The organism is Streptomyces sp. NPDC001480 (genome assembly GCF_042894725.1).
In the GTDB taxonomy this organism is placed as follows: Bacteria; Actinomycetota; Actinomycetes; order Streptomycetales; family Streptomycetaceae; genus Streptomyces.
Genome location: NZ_JBIAVX010000006.1, coordinates 59356 through 76162 on the forward strand (window position 1 = coordinate 59356; position 16807 = coordinate 76162).

Consider the following 16807-nt stretch of genomic DNA (forward strand, 5'->3'; position numbering starts at 1 on the left):
CTGCAGGGTCGAGGTCAGGGTCAGTGGGGTCGCATGGCGAACACCTCGCGGTCGGCGGTGAGCAGGGACGCCAGTTCGGGCAGCAGGGCCCCGGGGACCGGTCTGCCCCGTTCGGCGCGCCGCTGGGCGATGAACGCGGTCGCGGTGAGCTGGTCCCAGCGGCACAGGTGGTCCTGCGCGTCCAGCCGCTCGCCGAGGTGCTCGCGGTAGGCGGCGTGCAGGTGCCGGGCCCGCGTCAGCAGCCACGTCTCCGCGGTCAGCCGGCGCAGGGCGGCGAGCCGGTCGGGGTGGGCGGTGTAGGCCTCGACGTACGCCGTGGGATCGTCCAGGCACAGCTCCGGCCGGGGCGCGTGGTACTCGGGCAGGGGCGACAGGGTGCACGCGAACGAGGCGCTGGGCAGGCGCTCCCAGGGGAACGTCCACCGGCCGGGCCTGGCCGGCCCCCACGCCGTCTCGTTGTCGTACGCGTCCTCGACCTCGGCTCCGTCCCGGTGCGCGCCGGCCAGGAAGCTGTGCTCCATGTGCGCTCGGCCCGCGTAGGGCAGCCACGGCATGTCGTAGGAGTCGGCGACGGCGTAGACCACCGGCGCCCGTTCGGCCATGGCGCGCAGCCCGTCCGCGGGGACGCGATGGGCGAAGGCGTCCGGCCGCAGGCCCACGAGAGCGGCTCCGTCGCGCAGGTGCTCCTCCGGTGAGGGGTCCACCGTGGGCAGGCCGTCGGGGCCGGGCTGCGGCCGGAAGCGCAGGCGCGCCCCGAGCGCGAGGTGCCGTCCGGGCTCGTGCCGGCGGTCCGCGAGAACGGCCAGGTTGACCTGTACGCAGTCCAGGATTCCGGTCCGCACGGACGGGGCCGCGGTGGCCGTCACGGGTGGGTCTCCACCCGGGTCAGCCCGGCCACCGCACGGGCGAGCGCCTCGTCGGGCGGGGACTGGTCCTCGACACCTCCGTCGAGGAAGTGCTCGTACGCCCCGAGGTCCAGGTAGCCGTGGCCGCTGACGCACACCAGGACCCCGCCGGTGGCGTCGGGCGAGGCGGCGATGCGGGCGGCGGCCGCCAGGGCGTGGCCGGACTCGGGCGCCGGCAGGACGCTCTCGTGGCGGGCGAGCAGCCGGCCCGCGCCCAGGGCGTCCGCCTGGCTGACCGCCATGGCGTCGATGTCCCCGCTGTGCCGCATCGCGGAGACGAGCTTCGCCGCGCCATGGAAACGCAGGCCCGCGGTGTGCGCGTCCGGGATCTGGTAGTCGCTGCCGATGGTGTACATGGCCTCCATCGGGCCGCTGCCGGTGGCGTCGGTCTTGTCGTAGGCGTAGACGCCGCGTGTCAGCTTCGGTGTGCTGCTGGACTCCGCGGCCACCAGGCGGGGCCCTTCCCTGCCGGCCGCCCGGGCGGTGGCGTGGAAGGGCAGCGCGATGCCGCCGAAGTTGGATCCGGCGCCCACGCAGCCGACGACCGCGCCGATCTCGGCGTCCATCTCCGCGAGTTGCTCCTCCGCCTCCAGGCCGATCACGGACTGGTGCAGGATGCTGTACGTTTCTCCGCTGCCGATGCAGAAGGCCACCTGGTCGTGTTCGGCGGCGTACTCGACGGCCTCGCCGATGGCGAGCGACAGGCTGTTGCCGGCGGCCAGGTCCTCCTTGGCGGAGACCTTGGTCATGCCGCTGGGGCTGGCGTGCACCTCGGCGCCCAGCATGCGCATCAGGACCCCGCGGTAGGGTTTGCGCCGAAGGCTGGACTCGACCATGAAGACCCGGCAGCGCAGTCCGAACAGGGCGCACGCCGCGGCCATGGCGGTGCCCCACTGGCCCGCGCCGGTGCCCGTGACCAGCTCCTTCACTCCGGCCTTCCGGTAGTAGTAGGCCTGCGCGAGCGCCGTGTTGAGCTTGTGGCTGCCCGAGATGTTGACGCCCTCGTTCTTGACGTAGACGGGGACGCGGGCGGCGACGGCCTCCTCGAAACCGCGAGCACGCCACAGCGGGGTCGGGCGGTACTGCCGGTAGCGGTCGACGACCGGGGCGGGGATGTCCCAGTACTCACGGGCCAAGACGCTGTGCCGGATCAGCTCGGTCGGGATGTTGATCTTTATTTCGCCGGACCCGCCACCGGAGCGGGGCGGGGTGCGGTCCGGCGGCAGGGGCTCGGACAGGTGGGGCAGGACACTGCGCCAGCGGGTGGGGATCCCGTTCGTCACCGCCGCACCTCCGCGGCCGTCACGACGTCGATCAGGTCCCGGACGGTGCGGAAGCTGCGCCCCACGAAGAGGTCGTCGGGGAGGTTGACGTCGAGCTCGTCCTCGATCCGCACGAGCATGCCGACGAACCCGAGCGAGTTCACGTTCAGCAGGTCCCCGACGAGCGGTTCGTCGTCGGTGACGCTGTCGGGCGGGAGGGACAGCCGTGACTCGGCGATGACCACCTTCTTGACGACGGTGGCGACGGCGTCCCGGTCGAGGGACAGTTCCTGGGGCATGGCACGCCTTTCGGGGAAGAGGGGAGGCCGTGCGTCAGCCGCGCAGCGCGCCGGCGCCGTCGGTGACGTAGCTGTGGGTGACCAGTGCGCCGAGTGTCACGGGACCGCGCACGTGCAGACGGCCGGTGGCGATGGCGATCTCGGTGCCCAGGCCGAGGGTCGGGCCGTCGTGCAGCCGCAGCGAGCCGTTGACCACGACCATCGCGGCGTCGGCACGGCGGCGGAAGGCGTCGATGACGTGCCGGTCCCGGGCGATGACTCCCTCGGTGTGCCCGGAGCCGTGGCGGCGGACGTGGTCCAGTGCGGCGTTCTCGTCGTCGACCGGCACGACGGCGACGACCGGGTCGAGGAACTCCCGGCCCAGATCGTGCGCGGCGAGCGGTTCGGTCTTGAGCGTGGAGGGGACGAGAGCGTCCAGTTCGGGGGCCGTGTGCAGGGTCAGCTCGGTCTCACGGCCCGCCAGGCCGCGCGCCAGGGCTTCGAAGTAGTACCGGGCGACGGCGCGGTCGAGCAGCAGTGTCTCCACGGAGGTGCAGCCGGCCGGCTCGGGCAGCTTGCTGTCCAGCGTGGCGCGCACGGCGAGGTCCAGGTCGGCGCTGCGGTGGACGTAGAGGTGGTTGACGCCGCCGCCGCTCGCGATCAGCGGGATGGCACTGGTGCGGCAGTACTCCACGAGCGCGGGACTGCCGCGTGGGATGAGCACGTCCACCTGGTCGGGCCGCTTCAACAGGGCCCGCAGCAGCCGGCGTTGCGGGTCGTCCAGCACCGTGACGAGGCCCGGGGGCAGTCCGGCTCGGGTGAGCGCGGCGTGCACGGCCCGTTCGAGGGCGGCGTTGGTGGCGGCCGTCTCCTTTCCGCCGCGCAGCAGCACGGCGTTCCCGACGGCGACCGGGAGCAGGGCGCCGTCCACGGTGACGGTGGGCCGCGCCTCGTAGACCATCAGGACGACACCGAGGGGCCGCGGGACGCGGTGAACGTGTCGCGCCGCGCCGGAGACGGGCACCTCGGTCTCGCGCACCGTCCGCAGTTCGTCCCGGGTCATCGTGGTGAGCTCGACCATCCGGTCCCGGTGGAGGTCGGTCAGACGCAGCCGCTCCACCAGCGTGGGCGGCATGCCGAGCCGCTGGGCCGCGGCGACGTCCGCCGCGTTGGCCCTGGCGATCTGGGGCCAGCGGGAGACGAGTTCCTCGCCGAGGGCACGGCAGTACCGGTCGTAGGCGGAGTCACCCACGGGCGGGGCCGCGTCGAACGCCGTGCGGGCCCGGTTCAGGAGGCCGTCAGACATGCTGTTCCTCCGTGCTGGTGAGGAAGGCCCCGAGGTGGTCCAGGAGAAGGGGCAGCCGCTCGCCGTCGAAGGCGGTGAAGTGGTCGCCGGGCAGCGGCCGTACGGTCAGGTTCGTGGCCACTTCGCGCCAGGCCGCCAAGTGGTCGTCGTTGTCCTCGTCCGCGCACGGCATCAGCAGTGTGGGGCAGTCGTGGCGCACCTTCGCCCGGTAGGAGACGACGGCGTCCAGGTGCGCTTCGGCGGTCGCGGCGACCCGGTCGGCGGGGACGCCGCTGTCGTCGGCGGCGAGGGAGGCGTGAACCCGCTCGCGCCACCGCCGTGCGGTCGCCGGGTCCCGGTCGATGCGGGCGGCGGGGCTGTCGACCATCACGACCCGGGGCCGCCGCCCCTCCTCGGCCAGTCGGGCGGCCAGTTCCCAGGCGACGACACCGCCGAGTGACCAGCCGAACAACAGCCGCGGCGGCTCGGGGAGTTCCGGCAGCAGCGACCAGTAGCGGTCCGTCATGGCGGCGACGCTGCGGTCCGGCTCCTCCCCCGGCGCCAGCCCGTACCCGCGCAAGGCGTGTACCGGGCCGTACCGGCGCAGGGCGAACCCGACGCCCGTGTAGGCCCCGACGCCACCGCCTGCGGCGTGGACGAGGACGCTGCATGTCCCGGGCCGGGGCCGGCCCATCGGCATGAGCACCGGCTGGGCGACATCCGCGCGGCTCATGGTGTGCGTCCGCGGCGCGGGCAACCGATCATCGATGATCTTTCCTTCCGCACTCAATGGCATTGACGAGAAGCGACTTCCGCACCACCCACCTTTCAAACGAATTCAGTTCGCTCCCCATAGAGGACTCTTATCATCCGCGACCGCGGGCGTTATAAAAGCAGGCCAGAAGGCGGAATTCGGTATTCTTATCGGCGCCATACGAAGCATTTATGGTCTCGGAAACGAACTCGAATCAACGAATCCCAGCCGGGTAATCGGCGCTCGACGCCACGACCGCCGACAAGGGCCGGCCTGCCGTCGCCCAGCTATTCCGCCGACTTCAGAGGGACCCCGCATGACACTGATGCTCGACCAACCGGTCGGCACGACCCGCTTCCGTGCCTTCGGTCCGCGGCAGATCGACGACGTCGTCCGGCGCTACGGACTCTCCTCGGAACTACGGGACGGCATCGCCCTGCTGGCACACGTCCTGCCGTTCCGCGTCAACGAGTACGTACTCGACGAGCTGATCGACTGGACGGACCCGGCGCAGGACCCGCTCTTCCGCCTGGTCTTCCCCCAGCGCGGCATGCTTCCCGAAGAGGACGAGCGCTCACTGGAGTCGCTCGTGCGCGCCGGGGCGACCAAGCGCGAGATGGCCGCCGAAGTCGCACGGATACGCGCCGGACTCAACCCCCATCCCTCCGGGCAGCGCGAGTACAACGTGCCAGTGCACGAGGGCGAACGACTGGCCGGCCTGCAGCACAAGTACCGCGAGACGGTGCTGTACTTCCCCACGCAGGGACAGTCCTGCCACTCCTTCTGCACCTACTGCTTCCGGTGGGCGCAGTTCGTGGGTGACCCGTCCCTGCGCTTCGCCACCCCCGGTCCGGACCGGCTCGTCCGCTACCTGCACGGTCACCCCGAGGTCAGCGATGTCCTGGTGACGGGGGGTGACCCGCTGGTGATGAGCACCGACCGCATCACCGGGCACCTGGGGCCCCTGCTCGGCGTGGAGAGTGTCAACACCGTCCGCATCGGCACCAAGTCCCTGGCCTACTGGCCGCAGCGCTTCGTGAGCGACGCGGACGCCGACCCGCTGTTGCGGCTCTTCGAGCGCATCGCGGCCGCGGGCAAGCAGGTCGCCGTCATGGCCCACTTCACCCACCCCCGTGAGCTGCGCACCGCCCGGGTGGCCGAGGCCGTGCGGCGGATCCGGGCCACGGGAGCCGTGGTCTACTGCCAGGCTCCGATGGTCGCGCACATCAACGACGACGCCGAGACCTGGGCCTCCATGTGGAAGGCCGAACTGGCGCTCGGCGCTGTCCCGTACTACATGTTCGTCGAACGCGACACCGGCCCCTACGACTACTTCAAGGTGCCGCTGGCCCGCGCGATGGAGATATTCCACACCGCCTACCGCACCCTGCCTGGACTCGCCCGCACCGTGCGTGGCCCGGTGATGTCCACCACACCCGGCAAGGTCGTGGTGGACGGCGTCGAGACCGTCGGCGCAGACCGGTATTTCCAGCTGCGGCTGGCCCAGGCCCGCAACCCCGCCCTGGTCGGCTGCCCGTTCCGGGCGTACTACGACCCCAGCGCCACCTGGCTCAGCGACCTGGAGATCGCGGCGGACACGCCGCGGGACATCCGGGAGGCGCTGCGGCCGTGAACGCCTCGATGTCCCCCAACCTCGCCCTCAACGAAGAGGTCGCGCGGCTGCGGGCCCAGGGCCGGTCCATCGTCCACCTCGGCTTCGGCGAGTCCCGGTTGCCCGCCTTCGACCCCCTGGTGGAGCAACTGTGCGCCGGCGCCCACCGCAACGCCTACGGGCCCGTGGCCGGAGCGCCCGACGCCCTTGCCTCGCTCGCCGGCTACTTCGAGCGCCGGGGCCTGCCCACCGGCCCGCGGGACGTCCTGCTCGGCCCCGGCAGCAAGCCCCTGCTCATGGCGCTGAACGTGGTGCTGCCCGGGGACGTGCTCCTGCCGCGTCCCAGCTGGAACTCCTACGAGCCACAGGCCCGCATGGCCGGGAAGAAGGTGTACGGCGTCCCGATCCCTGCCGGATGCGGCGGCATCCCCGACCCGGACGTCCTGCCGGAGACCATCGAGCGCGCCCGCCGGACGGGGGGCGACCCACGTATCGTCGTGCTCACGCTCCCCGACAACCCGACCGGCACGCTCGCCACCGCCGGGCTGATCGAGCGGGTGTGCCGGATCGCCGAGGCGGAGGACCTGGTCGTCGTCTCGGACGAGATCTACCGCGACGTCATGCACCGGCCCGACGCCTCCTTCCTCAGTCCCGCCGAAGTGGCCCCCGACCGCACCGTGGTGACCACGGGGCTGTCCAAGTCCCTGGCGCTCGGCGGCTGGCGCATCGGCGGCCTGCGCGTGCCCCCCGGCGCCCGGGGACGCGAACTGCGCGACCGGCTGGTCGCCGTGGCAAGCGACATGTGGTCCACGCTGTCGGGCCCCATGCAGCAGGTCGCCGCCTACGCCTTCGGTGACCCGCCCGAGATCCGGCATCGGCTGGCGGCCAGCGCACGACTGCACGGAGCCGTGGCCCGTGCCGTGCACGCCGCGGCGGTCGCCGCCGGTGCCACCTGCCGGCCGCCCACCGGGGCGTTCTACGTCTACCCCGACTTCGAGCCGCGGCGCGAGGCGCTGGCGCAGCGAGGGGTGGACGGATCGGCGGCGCTGGCCCGTCACCTGCTGGACGAGCACGGCCTGGCCGTCCTCGCGGGCCACCACCTCGGAGACGATCCCGGCGCGCTGCGCTTCAAAGCCGCCACCAGCATGCTCTACGGCGACACCGACGAGGAGCAGGAGGCCGCCCTGGCGGCCCCCGACCCGCTCGCCCTTCCGCACGTCGCCGACGCCCTCATCCTCGTCGCAGAAGGCTTCGCCAAGCTCGGCGCCTGACCCTTCGGGAGACATCATGGAGACACCCGACGTCCGCACGGTCGTCACCGGCATCAGCGCCGAGGTCCTCGGCGTCGACCAGGCCGACCTGCACAGCACCAGCACGCTGACCCAACTGCCCACGTTCAGCTCCTTCCGCATCGTGGAGATCGTCGAGCGGGTCGAGGAAGAACTCGACACCGAGGTCGAGGCGAGCGAACTCACCCCGGACAACCTCAGCCGCCTGGACACGCTCATCGCCCTCTTCGAGCGGACCCTGCGCGCCAGCGGAGTACCGGGATGACCGTCACCGACCTCCCCCGCACGGCGTGGCAGCCCGCTGACCTCGAACGCGCCGTGTCCGAAGTCGAGGCGGAGGCCGCCCGACACGCCGAAGCCTGCGACCGCGAGGCACGCTTCCCCGCCGAGGCGCTTCAGACCATGCGCCGCACCGGCCTGCTCGGGCTCCTGGTGCCCGCCGATGACGGCGGCCCCGGCGGCGGCATGGCCGACCTGCTGGCCGTGTGCAGCCGTCTCTCCCGCACCTGCATGTCGGTCGGCATGATCTTCGCCATGCACTGCCAGCAGGTCGCCGCCGTCGTCCGGGACGGCGGCACCCTCCGGGAGCGGCTGCTGCCCCGCATCGTCCGCGGCGAGCTCTACCTGGCCTCGGTGACCACCGAGGCCGCCACCGGCGGACACCTGCTCTCCTCCGGGTCCTCGCTGACGGCCGGCGACGACTGCACCGTCCGTGTGGACCGCTTCGCCCCCGTGGTGACCGGAGGCAGCCACGCCGACGGGTTCCTCATCACCGCCCTGGCGCCCGACGCCACGTCCCCGTCCCAGCTGTCGCTCGTCTACGCCGAGCGCGATCAACTCGCCGTCACGGTAAGGGGGGACTGGAACCCGATGGGCATGCGCGCGACGCACAGCGCGCCCCTGCACCTGGCCGGAGAGATCCCCTGCAACCAGGTCATCGGTGAGCACGGGGCGTTCCGGGACATCGCGGTCCGCACCTTCGCGCCACTGGCGCATCTCGGCTGGGCAGCGTGCTGGCAGGGCGCCGCCGACGGCGCGCTCCAGCGCGTCGTGACCCTGCTGCGGGCCGAGCGGCGCCGCTACGACCTGGACTCGCCCCTGCTGCTCACCCGCCTCTCGCGGGTCCGCCAGCGCCTGGACACCGTCCACGCGTTGATCACGCACACCGCATCGGTCATCGCCTCGGCCGAGGACAACACGAGCGCGCCCGTGCAGCTCCTCGTCAACGCGGTGAAACTGACCGCGTCCGAGCTGTGCCCGGCGGCGGCCGACGAGCTGACGGACCTGATGGGCATGCGCCACGGCTACCTGCGCGACTCGCCGACCGGCCTCGAGCGGACGCTGCGCGACCTGCGGTCCGCCCCGCTCAACTACAGCAACGACCGCCTGCACGCGGCGGACGGCGTGCTGGCCCTCATGGACCGGGAGGTCCGCCATGTCTGACTCGTTGTTCGACCTGTTCTCCGAAAGCGCACGGCGGCACCCGGACCGGCCCGCCCTGAGCGTGGCCGGCGTGACCCTCACCTACCGGGAGCTGGCCCGGGCCGCCGAACGCCTCGCGGCCCACCTCGGCCCGGCCCCGTCGGGAGCGCGCATCGGACTGCTGGCCTCCCGCTCTCCCCTGGCGTACGCCGGATATCTGGCCGTCCTGCGCACCGGGGCGACCGTGGTCCCGCTGAACCCGATCTTCCCCGCGCAGCGCAACGCCGCGATCGCCGCCCGGGCCGGTCTGCGAACGGTGCTCACCGACACCGCGCTGCGGGACCTGATGCGCGAGAGCGCGGTCCCGCTCACCCTGGCGACGGCGGACAGCACGCCGTCGGGGCACTGCGCTCCGCCGGCGTCGGCCGGCGGGACCGCGGCCAGGACGGGTGACGCGGCAGCGCCACCGCCCGTCGGCAAGGCCCCCGCATACATCCTCTTCACGTCGGGCTCGACGGGTGTCCCCAAGGGCCTTCCCATCGCGCACGGCAACGTGCTCCCCTATATCGCCCACCAGGTGGAACGCTACGAGGTCACTCCGGGCGACCGGCTCAGCCAGACTTTCGACCTGACCTTCGACCCGTCCGTGTTCGACATGTTCGTCACGTGGGCCGGCGGCGCCACCCTGGTCGTACCGCAGCGGGAGGACCTCGCCGATCCAGCCGCCTTCGCCCGGGCGAACCGGCTCACGCACTGGTTCTCCGTGCCGTCGGTGGTCTCGCTGGCCGCACGCATGCGCAGGTTGCCGCCCGGATGCCTCCCGGAGCTGCGATGGGGGCTGTTCGCGGGAGAGCAGCTGACCCTCAAGCAAGCGGCCGCCTGGCACCGGGCGGCACCGCAGGCGGTCATCGAGAACCTCTACGGCCCGACCGAACTCACCGTCACCTGCACCGCCCACCGGCTGCCGGCCGATCCGGCCGACTGGCCCGAGACCCGCAATGCCTCCGTCCCGATCGGCCGCCGCCTGCCGCACCTGGAGCACGTCGTCCTGGATGAGACGGGCGCCCTCGCGGCCGAGGGCGAGCTGTGCGTACGCGGCGTGCAGCGCTTCTCCGGATACCTGGACCCGGAGAACAACGCCGGCCGCTTCCTCGACTGGGAACCCGGCGCCGGCGTCCGTATCCACGACACGCACGACGCCCCGGCGGCGCGGCTGTGGTACCGCACCGGCGACCGGGTCGTGGAGGAGGACGGGGTGCTGACCCACCTCGGCCGACTGGACGCCCAGGTCCAGGTCCACGGCTACCGCGTGGAGCTGGGCGAGGTCGAGGCGGCCCTCGGCAGCCACCCCGGCATCGAGGACGCCGCCGTCCTCTTCGACGGCACCGACCTCAAGGCCCTCTACGTGGGTGCCTCGGTGCCGGTGGCGGAACTGGCCGGATGGGTGGCGGGCAAGCTGCCGGCCTACATGGTCCCAGGCCGGTTCCTGCGGGTGGACCGCTTCCCGCTCAACGACAACGGCAAGCTCGACCGCAAGAAGCTGGAGACGCTGGCATGCTGAGGAACGACCACGACGCACTCTGGCACAACTCCCTCACGCCGCAGACCGTCCAAGACGGCGGCTTCGACGCCACCGCCGTCGTGCAGGGCAAGGGTTGCCGCCTACAGGACGCCACCGGCACCTGGTACCTGGACGCGCGGGCGGCGATGTGGAACACGACCCTCGGCTACGACTGCGAACGGATCGTGGACGCGATCACCGAACAGCTCCGCCGGCTGCCGGTGGCCCAGATCATCCGCTACCACGAGCCGGCCGAGGTCTGTCTGCACTACGCCCGCCGACTGGTGGCCGAACTGCCCGCCCCCCTCAACCACGTGCGCTTCGGCAGCACCGGCTCCCAGATGACCAGCGCCGCGGTGCTCATGTCGCGCTTCGTGCGCAAGGTCCGCGGCGAGACGCAGCGCGTCAAGGTCCTCGCCTTCACCAACGGCTACCACGGCACCGGGGGCTTGGCCGGCGCGCTCACCGGCGAGCGGCAGATGCACGCGCTGCAGGCCCCGCTCGCCCCGGGGGTGCACCACGTCCGGCCCTGGGACCTGGCCGCCCTGGAACGAGCCGTGGAGCGGCACGGGCCGGAGAACATCACCGCCGTGATCGTGGAACCGATCATGGGCACCGACGTCCTGCCCGCCCCCGAAGGGGCCCTCGCCCGGATCCGGGAACTGTGCGACCGGCACGGCATCCATCTCATCGCCGACGAGGTCACCACGGGATTCGGCCGGACGGGTGCGATGTCGGTGATGGCCGCGCAGGGCGTCCTGCCCGACATGCTGGTGCTGGGCAAGGGCATCACCTCAGGCTACTTCCCGCTGGCCGCCCTGGTCTGCTCGGACGCCGTCTTCGACGAGGCCGTCTCCCGTCCGGAGTACGTCTTCCCGCACGGCTGCACCGCCGACGGCCACCCCGCCGCCATGGCCGCCGGACTGGCCGTACTGGAGGAACTGGCCGACGGCACGCTGCTGGAGCAGGTACGGACCACCGGGGCGGAGATCCGCCGGCGACTGCGCGCGGCGGCCGAGGAGATCCCGCTGATCCACGATGTGCGCGGCGAAGGGCTGATGATCGGCGTCGAGCTGCGCCGGGCGTCGGATCGTCCGGGTGAGAGCGAGATGGCGCGGGTGCGCAGTGCCTGCAAGGTCGCCGGTCTGCTGCTGACCAGCACCAACAACACGCTCGTGCTGATGCCCCCGCTCGTGCTGGGCGAGGAAGAGGCCGACGAGCTGGTGGAGCGGTTGACGGCCGCCTTGCGCACCGTCGCCGGGCACGGCTCGTGACCCGGCGTCACGCCGTCGCGATCGTCGACGGCTTCGCGTCCGCCGCCCGGCTGGCGAAGGCGTTCGACGCCGCCGGGCACGACTGCGTGCGGGTGCAGAGCACGCTCGACATACCCGCTCATTACCGCAGTGAACTGGACCTCGGCCTGTACGCCGACAACCTCGTCCACACCGGCGACGTCGCGGCGACCGCCGCGCTGCTGGCCGACTACCGGCCGATCGCTGTGATCGCCGGAGCCGAGCAGGGCGTCGAACTCGCCGACGCCTTGTGCGAGGCCACTGGCCTGCCGGGCAACGGCACCGCGCTCAGCCACGCTCGGCGCACCAAGGATGTGCAGACGCGGACCGTGGCGGCGGCCGGCCTGCCCACGGCACGTCAGCTGACGGTCGAGAACGCCGCGCAACTGGAAGCGTGGCACGCGCGGCTGGGCGGGCGGGTCGTGGTCAAACCGGTCCGCAGCGCCCGCAACGACGGGGTGAGCGTCTGCGACAGCCCGGCCGAGTCCGTCGCCGCCTACGGGCGGGTCAGCAGCGCCGTCAACGCCTTCGGGCTGCGCAACGAGGGGGTGGTGGCGCAGGAGTACCTGTCCGGCACGGAATTCGTGGTCAACACCGTCAGCCGGGACGGGCGCCACCGTGTCACCGACACCTGGCGCTACCAGAAGATCGACGTCAACGGGGTCCGGGACCGCATCAACGGAATCCTTTCGCTGCCGCCGTCGGACCCGCGCTGGAGCCGGCTGCGGGAGTACGCCTTCTCGGTGCTCGACGCCCTCGGCATCGCCCACGGGCCCGCTCATCTCGAAATCATCATGACCTCCGCCGGCCCTTGCCTGGTGGAGCTGGGCGCCCGCCTGTGCGGCTCGGACGTGGCCCGGTACGCCGTCCTCGTCACCGGTGAGTCGCAGATCGACCGCACGGTGCAGGCGTACACGGACCCGGATTCCTTCCTCGCCGACGCCGACTCCCCCTACCGCGGGGACGGGCACGCCGCGATGGCGTTCCTCGCCTCCCCGCTGGAGGGCCGTCTCACGTCGTACCCGCTGCTCGGCGAAGTGGAACGCCTCGACAGCTACCAGGGCATGGCGTTGCGGGTCACTCCTGGGCAGCAGCTGCGCCGCACGGTCGACGACAGCACCGAGCCCCTTGCGATCGGTCTGGCGCACGCCGACGCCGCAACCGTCGAGAAGGACTTCCAGACCGTCTGCTACCTCGACGGGTACGGCTTCTACGAAGTGGAGCAGGGACACCATGGGTGACCCACGCACGATCGCCCTCGCCGATCCCTACGGCGCCGTCAACAAGGTGGGCCGGGCGTTCCGCGAGGCCGGGCTCGACTGCGTCCGCGTCCAGTCCACACCACAGGTCCCACCCTCCTACGGACCGGCTGACCTCACCGGCTACCGGGACAACCTCGTCCACGACGGGACCTTCGAGCACATGGTCGCGCGGCTGGCGGAGGTCGGCCCGGAGGCCGTCGTGGTGGGAGGCGAGCTGGGGGTGGAGTTCACCGACCGGCTCAACGAGGCCCTGGGCCTACCCGGCAACGGAACCGCGCTGAGCGAGGCCCGCCGCGACAAGTACGTCCAGATCGAGGCGGTCAGGGCGGCCGGAGTGCCGACCACCCGGCAGGAGCGCATCGGCTCCCCGCAGGAGCTGGAGGCGTGGCACCGGTCCATGGGCGCCCGGATCGTCGTGAAGCCGGTGCGCAGCGCCCGCAACGACGGGGTGTCATTCTGCGACACCCCCGAGCAGTCGGTCGCCGCCTACCACCGGATCATGTCCCGGGACAGCGTCTTCGACGTCCCCAACGAGGGTGTGGTCGCCCAGGAGTACCTGCGGGGCGTGGAGTTCGTGGTGAACACCGTCAGCTGCCGAGGCCGACACCGGGTCACGGACGTCTGGCGGTACCAGAAGATCACGGTCAACGGCCTGCACGACCGGATCAACGGCATGACCTCGGTCCCGCGCGAGGATGCGGACTGGCACGCCGTCACCGAGTACTCCTACCGCGTCCTCGACGCCCTCGGCATCCTTTGGGGCCCGGTGCACTTGGAGGTCATGCTCACCGGTGCGGGGCCGCGCCTGGTCGAGGCCGGCGCGCGACTGTGCGGGGCGGATGTCGCCCGGTACGCCGTCCTGCTGACCGGCGAGTCGCAGATCGACCGGACCGTGCAGGCATACGCCCACCCGGAGCGGTTCCTCGAGGAGATCGACGCCCCGTACGCCGTACAGAACCACGGCGCCATGGCCTTCTTCGCCTCGCCGTACGAGGGTGTCCTGCGCGGTTACCCGCACATCGGCCTGATCGAGGAGCTGGAGAGCTGCCGGGGCGTCACCCAGCGCTTCGAACCCGGTGATCGCCTGGTGCGCACGACCGACGACGAGAGCGAACCGGTCACGGTGGGCCTGATCCACCCGGACCGCTCCGTCCTGCTGCAGGATTTCGCCACTGTCTGCTATCTGGACGGCTTCGGCTTTTACGACGTCGAACCGGGGCACTGAGACAGTCTCACCGCCGTTCCCGGACCGTCCGTCCGGGAACGGCGCCCAGCGTACCGGCGACAGGACTACACCTAGGGAGCATCGTGGCAGAAGGCTGGCGCAGGGACTTCAACTTCGTCTGGGCGGGCGAGACCGCCTCGCTCGTCGGAACTCAGGTGTACCAGCTGGCCATGCCACTGACCGCGGTTCTCACCCTCGACGCCAACCCCGCACAGCTGGGGCTGCTGGGCGCGCTGACGTTCGCCCCGTACGTCGTCCTCGGCCTGCCCGCCGGCGTCCTGGTCGACCGGTGGCAGCGGCGCGGCGTGCTGATCCTCTCCAACCTGGGGCAGGCGCTGTCGATCGGCGCCATCCCCCTGCTGGCGGCGCTGGACCTGCTGACGTTCGGCTGGCTGCTGACGCTGGCCTGCGTGGCCGGGGCCGCGCGGGTGTTCTTCACCATCGCCTACCGATCGTATCTGCCGGCGATTGTGCCGCCGGAACACCTGACCGGCGCCAACTCCCGCCTCACGGCGAGCGAGTCGGTGGCGGAAATCGGCGGCCCTGGGCTGGGCGGGGCGCTGGTGCAGCTCATCGGGGCGCCGTTCGCCCTGCTCGCCGACGCCCTCTCGTACCTCGCCTCCGCGCTGGGCGTATCCGCGGTACGCAAGCGCGAGAAGGCCGTCCGCATCGATCCCGCGCCGTTACGGTCCCAGGTGTCCGAGGGATTTCGCTTCACCTTCTCCAGCCCCTACCTGCGGGCCACCCTCGGTGAGGCCGCCAGTTACAACCTGTGCTGGCAGATCGTGCTGACGATCCTCACCCTGTTCGCGGTGAAAGAACTGGACATGAGCCCTGGGACGTTGGGTCTCATGCTGTCCATCGGTGCCGTGGGCGCACTGCTCGGCGCGGCGTTCACCGCCCGTCTCGCCCACCGGGTGGGCCTTGGCCGCACCCTGGTGCTCGCCGCAGTGATCGGTGACCTGGCCCCACTGCTGCTGCCGATCACGCACCGCGGCACCTGGGCGGCTCCCCTCTTCGCCGTCACCTTCTTCGTGCAGGGCTTCGGCATCACCGCCTGCAACGTCCACACCATGACGATCCGCCAGCGAGTGACCCCGGAGCGGGTCCTGGGGCGCACCAATGCCGCCTACCTCTTCGTCGCCCTTGGTATGAAACCGATCGGCTCGCTGCTCGGGGGCTGGCTGGGCACCCACCTGGGGCTGCGCGGGGCACTGGTGGTCGGGACGGTGGGGCTGCTGAGCACCAGTCTCTTCCTGCTCCTGTCCCCGCTGCGCAAGATCCGCACCCTGGACAGCCTCAGGCCCGAGCCCCCCGAGGAGGCCAGGGCCACCACGTCGGCGAGCACGCCCTGAGCGGGCCACGGTCCGGCGGCGGCCCACGGATGGGCTGCCTCAGGCCGCGTCCACCCGCAGGGCTTGCCCCGCCTTGTCCAGCGCGGCACGGCAGGTGTCCGCGTCAGCACCCAAGGCGATCGCGTAGGCCACCCGGCCGTCCATCAGTCCGCGGGGCGGAGGCGACTTGACCTCTCCCGCCGCCGCCAGGGGGCCGCAGCGCGCCACCTGCTCCGGCAGCCTCGACTTTTCGAAGCGGACGTCCGCGATGACGGTGTCGTCCTTGAGCGGGTAGTAGAAGCGGATGGCGGCGACCCGGCGGTCTCCGGTGGCCGCCCGCAGCCTGGGCGGTCTGCCGCACGCGACGTCGGCGGCGGCGAGCGCGAGGTCCGGGCCACCGCCCATGAGGTTCAGCAGGGGGATCATGCCCCCTCCGATCCGGGCGTTGACCTCGATGACCTTCGGCCCGGACGGTGTCAGCCTGATCTCCGTGTGGGTCGCACCGTCGGTGAAGTCCAGCGCGGCGTGCGTGCGTACGATCACATCCGCCAGTGTCCCGTCGGACCACAGCGGGTCGTCCGGGTCGACGACGTGCCCGGTCTCCTCGAAGTAGGGCTCGAAGCCGACCTCTTTGCGGGCCAGGCAGACCGGGGTCACCGCGCCGCGGTGGACGACGCTGTCGACGCTGATCTCCGGTCCCTGGACGAACTCCTCGACCAGGATGTTCCGCTCGTGCGTCGGAAGGTCGGGCGCCGACTCGCCGCTCGCATCCGTGAACTCGACGGCATCCGGCAGACCGGTGGGAGAGTCGGCTCGCACCACGCCGAAGCTCCCAGCGAGGGCCCGCGGCTTGACGACGACCGGGTAGCCGATGTCCCCGGCCACCGCGAGGGCCTCCTCGTGCCCGGAGACGAGCACCGAGAGCGGCTGGGGCACCCGGTGGGCGTCGAGGGCCGCACGAGTGCGGTACTTGTCCCGGCAGCGCTCGACGCACCGCCGGTCTCCTCCCGGCAGTCCGAGGGCGGCGGCCACCTGCGCGGTCTGCTCGATCCAGGTCTCGTCCCAGCAGATGACGCCGTCCAGCGCCTGTTCGGCGTCCACCGCCCGGGCGACCCGCACAAGGCCGTCGACGTCGGCCAGGTCGGCCACCACGGTGTGGCCGACCGTGTACGCCAGTTCCCACGTGGGGGGTTCGGTCGCCACCAGGTGGACGCGGAATTCGCGGCCTATCGATTGCAGCAGGTACTCGCGGTATGCGCGGAGGCCAGGCGTGATCACGAGCAGATGTCCCATCGTCATGGACACCGGATACCCGTGCGCCGCCGG

15 protein-coding genes are annotated in these 16807 nt (G+C 71.8%); 9 read left to right on the forward strand and 6 right to left on the reverse strand.

Translation table 11 applies throughout. From position 1 onward, the window contains the following. Positions 1–20: 20 nt before the first annotated feature. Genes ACFY01_RS15775 through ACFY01_RS15795 form a run of 5 tightly spaced genes read right to left on the reverse strand, consistent with a single transcriptional unit; the run spans position 21 to position 4463 of the window. The gene (locus tag ACFY01_RS15775; protein ID WP_390736285.1) at positions 21–866 is read right to left on the reverse strand and encodes a hypothetical protein; all 846 of its coding nucleotides are present in this window, start codon (positions 864–866) and stop codon (positions 21–23) included. Beyond that, positions 863–2188 (reverse strand): TrpB-like pyridoxal phosphate-dependent enzyme, encoded by a 1326-nt coding sequence (locus ACFY01_RS15780; RefSeq protein WP_390736286.1) that lies wholly within the window; start codon positions 2186–2188, stop codon positions 863–865. Before ACFY01_RS15780 ends, ACFY01_RS15775 begins: the two co-directional genes overlap by 4 nt. Continuing rightward, a complete protein-coding gene (locus ACFY01_RS15785; protein WP_390736287.1) occupies positions 2185–2466 on the reverse strand; it encodes an acyl carrier protein in 282 nt (93 codons plus the stop codon). The genes ACFY01_RS15780 and ACFY01_RS15785 overlap by 4 nt, the downstream gene beginning before the upstream one ends. A gap of 34 nt (positions 2467–2500) precedes the next feature. Next, entirely contained in the window at positions 2501–3751 is a 1251-nt protein-coding gene (locus tag ACFY01_RS15790) for a glutamate-5-semialdehyde dehydrogenase (protein ID WP_390736288.1), read from the reverse strand. Next, positions 3744–4463 carry an alpha/beta fold hydrolase gene (locus tag ACFY01_RS15795; RefSeq protein ID WP_390736289.1) on the reverse strand — a complete coding sequence of 240 codons (720 nt, stop codon included), beginning with the start codon at positions 4461–4463 and terminating at the stop codon, positions 3744–3746. Before ACFY01_RS15795 ends, ACFY01_RS15790 begins: the two co-directional genes overlap by 8 nt. 337 nt (positions 4464–4800) lie before the next feature. Here ACFY01_RS15795 and ACFY01_RS15800 point away from each other — a divergent pair, with 337 nt between their 5' ends. The 9 genes from ACFY01_RS15800 (at position 4801) to ACFY01_RS15840 (ending at position 15502) form a co-directional block, all read left to right on the forward strand. Beyond that, complete coding sequence (locus ACFY01_RS15800; RefSeq protein WP_390736290.1) at positions 4801–6117, forward strand: KamA family radical SAM protein; 1317 nt, start codon at positions 4801–4803, stop codon at positions 6115–6117. A gap of 8 nt (positions 6118–6125) precedes the next feature. After that, positions 6126–7367 (forward strand): pyridoxal phosphate-dependent aminotransferase, encoded by a 1242-nt coding sequence (locus ACFY01_RS15805; RefSeq protein ID WP_390736685.1) that lies wholly within the window; start codon positions 6126–6128, stop codon positions 7365–7367. A gap of 16 nt (positions 7368–7383) precedes the next feature. Continuing rightward, positions 7384–7650: a phosphopantetheine-binding protein gene (locus tag ACFY01_RS15810; RefSeq protein ID WP_390736291.1), complete on the forward strand. Its 267-nt coding sequence runs from the start codon at positions 7384–7386 to the stop codon at positions 7648–7650. Further along, a complete protein-coding gene (locus tag ACFY01_RS15815) occupies positions 7647–8828 on the forward strand; it encodes an acyl-CoA dehydrogenase family protein (protein WP_390736292.1) in 1182 nt (393 codons plus the stop codon). The genes ACFY01_RS15810 and ACFY01_RS15815 overlap by 4 nt, the downstream gene beginning before the upstream one ends. Continuing rightward, entirely contained in the window at positions 8821–10368 is a 1548-nt protein-coding gene (locus tag ACFY01_RS15820; RefSeq protein ID WP_390736293.1) for an amino acid adenylation domain-containing protein, read from the forward strand. Before ACFY01_RS15815 ends, ACFY01_RS15820 begins: the two co-directional genes overlap by 8 nt. Beyond that, positions 10362–11642: an aspartate aminotransferase family protein gene (locus ACFY01_RS15825; protein ID WP_390736294.1), complete on the forward strand. Its 1281-nt coding sequence runs from the start codon at positions 10362–10364 to the stop codon at positions 11640–11642. The genes ACFY01_RS15820 and ACFY01_RS15825 overlap by 7 nt, the downstream gene beginning before the upstream one ends. Then, entirely contained in the window at positions 11639–12901 is a 1263-nt protein-coding gene (locus tag ACFY01_RS15830; protein ID WP_390736295.1) for an ATP-grasp domain-containing protein, read from the forward strand. Before ACFY01_RS15825 ends, ACFY01_RS15830 begins: the two co-directional genes overlap by 4 nt. Continuing rightward, positions 12894–14147, forward strand: coding sequence for an ATP-grasp domain-containing protein (locus tag ACFY01_RS15835; protein WP_390736296.1), 1254 nt, complete (start codon positions 12894–12896; stop codon positions 14145–14147). The genes ACFY01_RS15830 and ACFY01_RS15835 overlap by 8 nt, the downstream gene beginning before the upstream one ends. An 83-nt stretch (positions 14148–14230) precedes the next feature. Beyond that, positions 14231–15502, forward strand: a complete 1272-nt coding sequence (locus ACFY01_RS15840; RefSeq protein WP_390736297.1) for an MFS transporter — start codon at positions 14231–14233, stop codon at positions 15500–15502. A gap of 39 nt (positions 15503–15541) precedes the next feature. Here the strand turns inward: ACFY01_RS15840 and ACFY01_RS15845 are convergent, their stop codons facing one another. After that, on the reverse strand, positions 15542–16780 hold the full coding sequence (locus ACFY01_RS15845) for an acetyl-CoA carboxylase biotin carboxylase subunit family protein (protein ID WP_390736298.1): 1239 nt from the start codon (positions 16778–16780) through the stop codon (positions 15542–15544). Positions 16781–16807 lie beyond the last annotated feature (27 nt).